Genomic DNA, 8,966 nt, shown 5'->3' on the forward strand with positions numbered 1-8,966 from the left:
GACCGACAAAGGCCTCCGGCAGGCCGAGCTCCCGCCCCAATGCGCGCACTTCGTCTGTGCGACCTCGCAGATATTCAGGATTTATTCTCGCACATCAGGTAACCAAAAACTGAGTTGCGCGTTCCCTTGCAGAAAATGCAGCTTCGCGCCCACGCCACTGCCAAATCAGGACCCCGCCCATGCGCGTGAAGATCGACGCTTCACTGTCTTATCACTTTGCCCAGCCAGCGGATGTCGTGCTGGCGCTGGAGGCGATCCGCGCGCCGGACCAGATGATAATCGCGGACCGTCTGTCGCTGTCGCCGTCATGCCCGCTGACGCTGGCGGACGGTCCGGAACTCATGGGGCGGCGTCAATGGACCACTGCGGGCGGCGATGTGACGATCCGCTATGAGGCGCTCGTTGATGTGACGCGCGGCCATGTCAACATCTCGGGCCTCTATGTGCCGCTGCGGCGCGACCTTCCGCACGACGTGATCACCTACCTGATGCCGAGCCGGTATTGCGAGTCCGACCGGCTCGCGCCCTTTGCCGAAAGCCAGTTCTCCGGCGCGCAGGGCGGTGACCAGGTGCTGATGATGGCCGACTGGATTTACCGGAATTTCCAGTACGCCCCCGGCACCAGCGATGCTTCCACCACGGCGACCGACAGTTTCCTGATGCGCCGCGGTGTCTGCCGCGACTTTGCGCATACGCTGATCAGCTTCTGCCGCGCGGTCGGCATTCCGGCGCGCATGGCGTCGGCCTATGCGCCCGCGATCTATCCGCCGGATTTCCACGCCGTCGTCGAAGTCTGGCTCGATAATGCCTGGCACCTGATCGACCCGACGCGGCTGTCTGCCGAGGACAGTCTCGTGCGGATCGCCGTTGGCCGGGACGCGACCGATATCAGCTTCATGACGATCTTCGGCACGGCGCAGCTGCTCGCGCAGAACGTCAATGTGTCGGTCGCGGCGCCGGACGCCGTGCTTACCTGAAGGTGTCGCACACGACCGGGTCGCCGCTCCGGTAGCCGCGCTCCAGCCATTCCATCCGCTGCGCGGCCGTGCCGTGGGTGAAGCCTTCGGGTGTCACCTTGCCGGCCATCCGCTTCTGGATCATGTCATCGCCGATCGCCTGCGCGGTTTTCAGGCCCGCTTCCATGTCGCCCTGTTCGAGCGCCACGGCGCCGCCCGAGGCGCCCGCCGCCTGCGCGGCCCAGACGCCGGCATAGCAGTCCGCCTGCAGTTCCAGCGCGATGGAATATTGATTTGCCTCTTCCTGGCTGCGCGCCGCCTGCTGCGCCTCGCGCACTTTCTGCGACTGGCCGGTCAGCGTCTGCACATGGTGGCCGAACTCGTGGGCGATCACATAGGCCTGCGCGAATTCTGCGCCGGAGGCGCCGAGCTTGGTTTCCATTTCCTGCCAGAAGGAGAGGTCGAGGTAAACGGTCTGGTCGGGCGGGCAGTAGAACGGCCCCATCGCCGACTGGCCGAAGCCGCAGCCGGTATTGGTGCCCTGTTCGTAAAGCACCACGGTCGGCGGGGTGTAGCCGGACAGGGCGCTGGCCCAGACATCGTTGATGTTGGCGCCGATCACATCGACGAAGAGACCGGCCTCATCGGCGGGCGTGCCCTCCACACCGGCCTGTTGCTCGCCGCTGACCTGCGAGCCGTCGCCGAGCACGGCCTGGGTCTGCGAGGGATCGATGCCGAATACAAAGTAGCCGATCAGCGCGATCGCGATGACCCCGAGCCCGCCGCCGCCAACGGCCGCGCCCGGGCTGAGGCCCCGCCGGTCTTCCAGGTTTCCGCCGCGCCGTCCGCCTTGCCATTTCATGCTGAACTCTCCCTTGCAGCGCCGCCGCTGCTTTTCGTCTACGGCGAACCGGCCGGTCGGGGCCAGCCTTGCTGGCGCCCGGGCGGGCTGGCATGAAGACAACTTCCAAGAACCGGAGCTGTTCCATGCGTCTCAACCAAGTAACCCTGCCTTGCACCGATTATGCGGCTAGCGTTGCCTGGTGGCAGCGGTTCGGCCTGACGCTGATCGTCGAACGGCCGCCGCGCTATGCGCGGTTCGAGTGCCCGGTCTTCGAGGGCGAGGAACCTGCGACGCTGTCGCTGCACCAGGTCGAGGCGGCCGCGCCGGGCGGGGGCGTGCAAGTCTACTTCGAGGTCAGCGATGTGTTCGTGGAAGTGGGCGGACGCTGCATGGCGGGCATCCATCCTTTGAGCGAGCCGGAGCGGAAAGACTGGCGCTGGACCGAAGCCTGGTTCCGAGACCCGGCTGGCAATTCGGTGTGCCTTTACAGTGCGGGGAAGAACCGGCGGTTTCCGCCCTGGCGGGGTGGGGCTGAGGCGGCAGAGTAGGCGGGCGGCCAGCGCCGGGCTTCGCCCGGTTTCATCCTTGCGCTCATCCCCGCGAAGGTGTGACCCAGAGGGGGCTGAATTGCCCGGAGTTCCGGGCGCCGGCTTTCGTGTTTCGGCGGTATGACAAGGTGGGAGGGGCCGGGAATAGGGTCTGGATGCAGGCGTAAGCCGGATTTTATGCGCCTAAACACCACCGGTACGGACGTCTTCGGCGGCGGTTTTGCGGCGGGCGGCTTCGCGGGGAGCATGGGTGCATTTAGCGCCCTGGCGTTTGTGGGGCTTGCACAGGAGGCAGCCCGAGCGGGTTGATTTCGGACCCTTGCGTTTGAAATTTGCCATAGCTTGACCCTCCCCTCTGACCGGCCGGGCCCCTATGCCGGGAACCGGCTGAATAGTCTCTGAACGGTGTTCAGCGCTCTTTCGGGTCGAGCGCATCGCGCAGGCCGTCGCCGATGAAGTTGAGGCAGAGCAGGGTGACTGACATGGTGACCGCCGGCGCAATCAGCATCCAGGGCTTGTCTTCCATCATGTCGGCGCCGTCGGCGATCAGCACGCCGAGCGAGGTCAGCGGTTCGTTCACGCCGAGGCCGAGGAAGGAGAGAAAGCTTTCTGCGAGGATCACGACCGGGATGGTCAGCGTCACATAGACGGCGACCGGGCCGATCACGTTTGGCAGGATGTGGCGTGTGATGATGCCGGCCTGCGAGACGCCGGCGGCGCGGGCGGCCTCGATGAATTCCTTGTTCTTGATCGACAAGGTCTGCCCACGCACGATCCGGCTCATGGTCAGCCATTCGATTGCGCCGATGGCGGCGAAGATCAGCACGATGTTGCGCTCGAACACTGTGAGCAGCAGGATGACGAAGAAAATGAAGGGCAGGGCGTAGAGCACGTCGACAATGCGCATCATGAAATTGTCGATGCGGCCGCCGAGATAACCGGCTGTGGCACCCCAGGTGACACCGATGACGAGGCTGACGACGGTGGCGACAATGCCTACCATCAGCGAGATGCGCAGACCGATCAGCAGGCGGGCGAAGAGGTCGCGGCCCTGCAGGTCGGTGCCGAGGATGTGCAGGTTCTCAAAGGTTGGCGCGATTGTGCGCAGGTCCGAGATGGTCTCGTGATTGTGCACCCAGACCATCGGCCCAAACGCGGCGAGCAGCACGATCAGGCCGAACAGGATCATCGAGAAGACGGCGGCCTTGTTGCGCAGAAGGCGCGCGCGGGCGTCGTCCCAGAGCGAGCGGCCGCCCCGGATGGCGAGGTTGACCGCTTCCGCGCGGCCCGTCGGATCAAGAACCGGATCGAGGTGCGCCATCAGTCGTATTTCACCTTCGGATCCAGCATGGCGTAGAGAATGTCGGCCACGAGATTGAGCAGGATGATCAGGCCCGCATAGACAATGATCGCGCCCATCACGAGCGTGTAGTCACGGTTCAGCGCGCCGTCGACGAAGTAGGAGCCGAGGCCGGGCAGGCCGAAGATTTTCTCGATGACGACCGAGCCGGTCATCACGCGCGCCATGGCCGGGCCAGCGTAAGAGACGAGCGGCAGGAGGGCAGAGGGCAGGGCGTGGCGGGTAATTACGTCCCATTCCGAGAGCCCCTTGGCGCGGGCGGTGCGGATATGGTTTGCGCGCATCGTCTCGATGATCGAGGCACGCATCAGGCGGGAGATGATGGCGATCTGCGCGAGCGAGAGGGTGAGCACCGGCAGGGTCATGTTGTGCCAGCTCATGCCAATGTTCGGGTAGGTGCCGAGGCCGCCGACCGCGAAGATGCCGGCGCCGAGCGCAAGCACAAGGATGAGGATGGGGCCAATCACGAAACTCGGCACCGAGATACCGACCATCGCGACGCCCATGACGCTGAAATCCGCCGCCGAGTTTTGCCTGAGCCCCGCAAAGATGCCGAGCGCCGTGCCGAGTACCAGCGAGATGGCCATGGTCAGGAAGCCAATGGTCAGCGACACGGGCAGGCCATCGGCTATCAGGTCGTTCACGCTCTTGCCGAGGGTTTTGTAGGAGGGGCCAAAATCGCCCTGGATCACGCCGCCGACATAGTTGAGGTATTGTTCGTGCAGGGGCTTGTCGAGGCCGAACTTCTCGGCGATCGCGCGCTCGGTGGCTGCCGGGAGCTTGCGTTCGCCGTCGAAGGGGCCGCCGGGGGCGGCGCGCATCATCAGGAAGGCCATGGTGATGATCGCCAGCATTGTGGGGATGGCGATCAGGAGCCTTCGGAGCGTATAGCCCCACGGAATCCTGCGGAAAGCGCGTTGCAGCATCGACACGTTGGTGAAAAGCCTCTGGTCACAACAGGTTGAACGGTCGGTGCGGTATCGCCCGCTTGGCAGGAGCCTTTACATTCCTTAGCTTGAGACGCGAAGCGATCAAGCGAAACGCTGCACTCGAGGAGAGCACTCAAATGGCCGATATCCGTCAGGTTACGCCTGATTTCGCCGTCGCCCCGCAACTTTCGGAAGACGATCTGGACGCCGTGGCCAAGGCCGGGTTCAAGACGCTGATCGCGAATCGCCCCGATGGGGAAGGCGGGGTGGACCAGCCGCGCATGGGCGCAATTCGCGCCAAAGCCGAATCTTTGGGGCTCACATTCGCCGCCTTGCCGTTTTCCGGGGCGCCGACGCCGGAGATTGTCGAGCGGATGGGGCATATCCTGAATGAGGCGCCCCAGCCGGTGCTGGCCTACTGCCGGACGGGCACACGCTCGATCACGGCCTGGGCCCTCGTGCATGCCGGACAAGGTGCCGGTGACGATATCATCGACGCCGCCGCCGGGGCCGGGTACGATCTCTCCAGCCTGCGCGAACTGCTGTAGGACCGGGCGGCTGACACAGTCGCGCCACAAAGCAGGAGTTGAAGCCAGGCCGAAGGCGTGCGAGGCGTCTGAGCCTGTAGAGGATCCGGCCAGCGCAAGCGGCAAACCGGGAGCAGCGTATATGTCAGGCCGTATGTGGACCGACGATTTCAAGCTCGAACAGGGCGTGATCCTGGTCAAGAAAACCGGTGCGCGGATCGTACCTGACCTCGCGCTCCTGCACAGCGTCTTTATCTGGTTCTGTTTCTATTTCTTCGTCCAGAACTGGCGCACCTGGCGCCTCATCACCGGGCACAAGCGCCCGACAATCGCCTTCTCTCCCGACAAGCCGCGCCCCTGGTATTTCATCTGGTCGGTAATGCATGTCTCCGGCGCCAAGCTGGTGGAAGATGCGGCCGAGGCAGACATCGTGATGCAGTTCGACGATTCGACTGAGACCGTGATCGCCGCGCCGAAGGTCAAACCGGGCGCCCGCTTGATCAATTTCGGGTGCAATGACATCTCCAAGACACGGGTCGCTGCGGCGTTTGAAACCGCCAGCGGCGATTCGCTTTGTGTGGACCCGCTGACTTTCACGGGCCGGATGGTCGAGAAGTCGGAAGCCAACGCGGCGCATGACGGGCGCGTGATCGAAGGGCCGATGAACGCCGCTTTACCGGGTAAGGCCTATCAACGCCTGATCGACAACGAGATTCCGGGCGGGCTGGTCGAGGACCTGCGGTGCTGCCTGGTGGGCGGGACACCGATTGTGGTTTTCCGCAAGCGCCGTCCGCTGGAACGGCGCTTTCTCAACGAGAATGTTGAAGTTTTGCTCGACGAACCCCGCAATTGCTACTCGCCGGATGAAATCCGCGTGATCGAGCGCTTCGCAGCTGCAATCGGGCTCGACTGGGGCGGGGTGGATGTTCTACGTGACCGGGTGACGGGACGGATCTTCATCGTCGATGCAAACAAGACGGACATGGGTCCGCCGGTTGCGCTGAAGCTGGGCGGGAAACTGCGCGCAACGCGCCGGATGGCCCGGGCCTTCGCCGAGACCTTTGCACCGAAGAAGCGTTGAGGGCCGGATACGTCCGTTTACTGAAGGTTCCTAACTGAATGGCCATTCCTTACGTCCGCGGCATTGAATTCGAGTATGGCCGCGTCGACCAGATTTCCCCGCTCGTGCGCCGCGTGGTCGCCAATAATCCCGGCCCGTTCACCTATATGGGCACGGGCGTCTATATCATCGGCAAGGGCGAGGTCGCGGTGGTCGACCCCGGCCCGGCGCTGGACGAGCATTTCGAGGCGCTGAAGGCGGCGCTGGCGGGAGAGCGCGTGACGCATGTGCTGGTTACGCATGGACATTCCGACCACTCGCCGCTCGCCGGGCCGCTGGCCGACTGGGCGGGCTGTAAGACCTATGCAAAGAATTGCGGCATCCACACCGCCAAGGACGAGCTTGGCAGCCCGGACGACCTGCAGTTCACGCCAGATGTGCAGATCGGCGACGGTTCGCTCATTGCCGGCCCCGGTTGGACGATCGACGTGATCGAAACGCCGGGCCATACCGCAAACCATCTCTGTTTCGGCCTGCGCGAGGAGCGTGCCTGTTTCTCCGGCGATCATATCATGGGCTGGTCGACCACGGTCGTCTCGCCGCCGGATGGCAATATGAGCGACTATATGCGCAGCCTCGACAAGATTGCCGAGCGACAGTTCGACATCCTCTGGCCGACGCATGGCGACGCGGTGCGGGGCAAGGCATTTGTTGCGCAGTTCATTGCGGAATATGCGGCCCATCGCCGGGCGCGCGAGGCGGCGATCCTGGCTGAGCTGCGCGGGGGCGAGACCTCGATCCCCGCCATGGTCGCGCGGATGTACAAGGATGTCGACCAGCGCCTGCATCCCGCCGCCGCGATGAGCGTGCTGGGTCATATGCTGGACCTGATCGAGCGCGGCTTTGTCGCCTCGCCGGATGCAGCGCCAACCCCGCGGTCGCGGTTTGACCTCGTCGCCGAGCGCGCCTGAATTTCAGTCAGCCACTGTTCATCGCGGCGCCTTAAGGCTTTGCAATCTGCCGGGCCTCTGGCAGCAAGAGGCCAGAAATTCCGTCATACCCGGCGAAACGGGCGGAAATGATCCGCCCGGCGCCCCTTTTGCGATCAGGAGCATGCTTCGATGACCCTACGCCGCCCGGTTCTTACCGCTTCCCTTCTGGGCCTTGCCGCCCTGACCCTCGCCGCCTGCGGCGGGGGGGGGACGAAGGAACAACCGGGCGATGTGGCGACCCTGCGGCGCGGCATTTCGGCGAAGGTCGACACGCTCGACCCGCACAAGTCCTCGGCCCAGTGGGAGAATATCGTGATCGGCGACATGCTGATCGGCCTGACGACGGACGCCGCCGACGGCAGCCCGGTCCCCGGGATGGCGACCAGCTGGGAAACCGATGCCACAGGCACGGTCTGGACCTTCAAGATCGGCGATTACAACTGGTCTGACGGCGAGCCGGTGAAGGCGAGCGATTTCGTCTATGCGCTGCGCCGCATCCAGGATCCTGCGATTGCCTCGCAATATGCCTCGATGCTCTGGCTCATCAAGAATGCGGAGAAGGTGAACGCGGGCGCGCTGGCGCCCGAAGAACTCGGCGCCCGCGCAATTGATGACAAGACGCTGGAACTGACGCTCGAATATCCCGCGCCCTACCTGCCGGGCCTTCTGACGCATTACACGACGTTCCCGGTGCCGCAGCATGTGGTCGAGCAGTTCGGTGATGCCTGGATCCAGCCGGACAATATTGTCGTCAACGGTCCCTACAAGCTCGTCTACTGGCGCACCGGCGACCAGCTCGTCTCCGAGAAGAACCCGGCCGGGTTCGGCGCTGCCGAGGCCTGCTTCGACCGCGTCGCCTATTTCGAGATCGAGAACGAGGCGGCCTACGAGAACAAGATTGCGGCGGGCGAACTCGACATCAACAACGTCTTCTCCGGTCCCCGGAAGACGGAACTGGAAGCAAAATTCCCCGGCTGGCCGCGCACGACGCCGGGCCTTCTGGTGACCTACTGGACCTTCAACCAGACGAAAGCGCCGTTCAACGATGTGCGCGTGCGCAAGGCGCTGTCGCTGTCGCTCGACCGCGAGTTCATGGTGCGCAACGTGCTGACGCCGGGCTTCGAGCCGGCCTATGCCTTCGTGCCGCCGGGCATGTCGAACTATGACGTGGAGCGCCCGCAGGTGAGCTGGAAGGACATGCCGCGCCCCGAGCGCCTGGCCGAAGCCAGACGCCTGCTGGAGGAAGCCGGGTTCGGAGCGTCCAATCCGCTGAAGTTCGAGTTCATCCACCGCTCGACCGGCGACAATCCGAAGGTCGCCCCGGTGGCGCAGCAGAACTGGGCTGAGATTGCGCCCTGGGTGGAGCCTGTGATCATCAAGCAGGATACCAAGGTGCTCTATGCGCGCCTGCGCCAGAACGATTTCCAGGTCTCGGACGCGGCCTGGCTCGCCGATTTCGATGATCCGATCAACTATCTCTACCTGCTGCAATCGACGACCGGTCAGCAGAACTATGGCAAGTATGCCAATGGCGAATATGACGGCCTGCTGACCCGGTCGAACCAGGAACTGGACCTGGCGAGGCGCGCCGCAATCTTCGCGCAGGCCGAGGCGCTGATGATGGAAGAATATCCGATCACGCCGATGTGGGTGCAGGTGACGCAGAACCTCGTTGACCCGTCACTGACCGGCTGGGTGGACAATGCCAAGGACAACCACCGCTCGCGTTTCCTCTGCCGGGAAGGTATGA

The 8,966-nt window shown here is 64.1% G+C and carries 9 protein-coding genes; 6 read left to right on the forward strand and 3 right to left on the reverse strand.

Annotated features, from left to right (window positions below):
- Window positions 1-179: 179 nt before the first annotated feature.
- A complete protein-coding gene (locus tag WEA77_RS00250) occupies window positions 180-977 on the forward strand; it encodes a transglutaminase family protein (RefSeq protein WP_368065868.1) in 798 nt (265 codons plus the stop codon).
- Here the strand turns inward: WEA77_RS00250 and WEA77_RS00255 are convergent.
- Window positions 970-1,818, reverse strand: a complete 849-nt coding sequence (locus tag WEA77_RS00255) for a neutral zinc metallopeptidase (RefSeq protein WP_368065869.1) — start codon at window positions 1,816-1,818, stop codon at window positions 970-972. The genes WEA77_RS00250 and WEA77_RS00255 overlap by 8 nt on opposite strands.
- A gap of 125 nt (window positions 1,819-1,943) precedes the next feature.
- Here WEA77_RS00255 and WEA77_RS00260 point away from each other — a divergent pair, with 125 nt between their 5' ends.
- On the forward strand, window positions 1,944-2,348 hold the full coding sequence (locus WEA77_RS00260; RefSeq protein WP_368065870.1) for a VOC family protein: 405 nt from the start codon (window positions 1,944-1,946) through the stop codon (window positions 2,346-2,348).
- Between the two features lie 409 nt (window positions 2,349-2,757).
- On the opposite strand, the gene WEA77_RS00265 is transcribed toward WEA77_RS00260, so the two are convergent.
- Window positions 2,758-3,669: an ABC transporter permease gene (locus tag WEA77_RS00265; RefSeq protein WP_368065871.1), complete on the reverse strand. Its 912-nt coding sequence runs from the start codon at window positions 3,667-3,669 to the stop codon at window positions 2,758-2,760.
- Window positions 3,669-4,634 carry an ABC transporter permease gene (locus tag WEA77_RS00270; protein ID WP_368065876.1) on the reverse strand — a complete coding sequence of 322 codons (966 nt, stop codon included), beginning with the start codon at window positions 4,632-4,634 and terminating at the stop codon, window positions 3,669-3,671. The genes WEA77_RS00265 and WEA77_RS00270 overlap by 1 nt, the downstream gene beginning before the upstream one ends.
- A gap of 140 nt (window positions 4,635-4,774) precedes the next feature.
- On the opposite strand from WEA77_RS00270, the gene WEA77_RS00275 reads away from it, so the two are divergent.
- The 4 genes from WEA77_RS00275 to WEA77_RS00290 all read left to right on the forward strand — a co-directional run.
- A complete protein-coding gene (locus tag WEA77_RS00275) occupies window positions 4,775-5,185 on the forward strand; it encodes a TIGR01244 family sulfur transferase (RefSeq protein WP_368065872.1) in 411 nt (136 codons plus the stop codon).
- A gap of 121 nt (window positions 5,186-5,306) precedes the next feature.
- Window positions 5,307-6,245, forward strand: a complete 939-nt coding sequence (locus WEA77_RS00280; protein ID WP_368065873.1) for a hypothetical protein — start codon at window positions 5,307-5,309, stop codon at window positions 6,243-6,245.
- Between the two features lie 38 nt (window positions 6,246-6,283).
- The gene (locus WEA77_RS00285) at window positions 6,284-7,195 is read left to right on the forward strand and encodes an MBL fold metallo-hydrolase (RefSeq protein WP_368065874.1); all 912 of its coding nucleotides are present in this window, start codon (window positions 6,284-6,286) and stop codon (window positions 7,193-7,195) included.
- A gap of 150 nt (window positions 7,196-7,345) precedes the next feature.
- Window positions 7,346-8,966 (forward strand): peptide ABC transporter substrate-binding protein (locus WEA77_RS00290; RefSeq protein ID WP_368065875.1); only part of this gene is annotated, 1,621 nt, incomplete at its 3' end.

Source organism: Hyphomonas sp., from assembly GCF_040882205.1.
GTDB lineage: Bacteria > Pseudomonadota > Alphaproteobacteria > Caulobacterales > Hyphomonadaceae > Hyphomonas.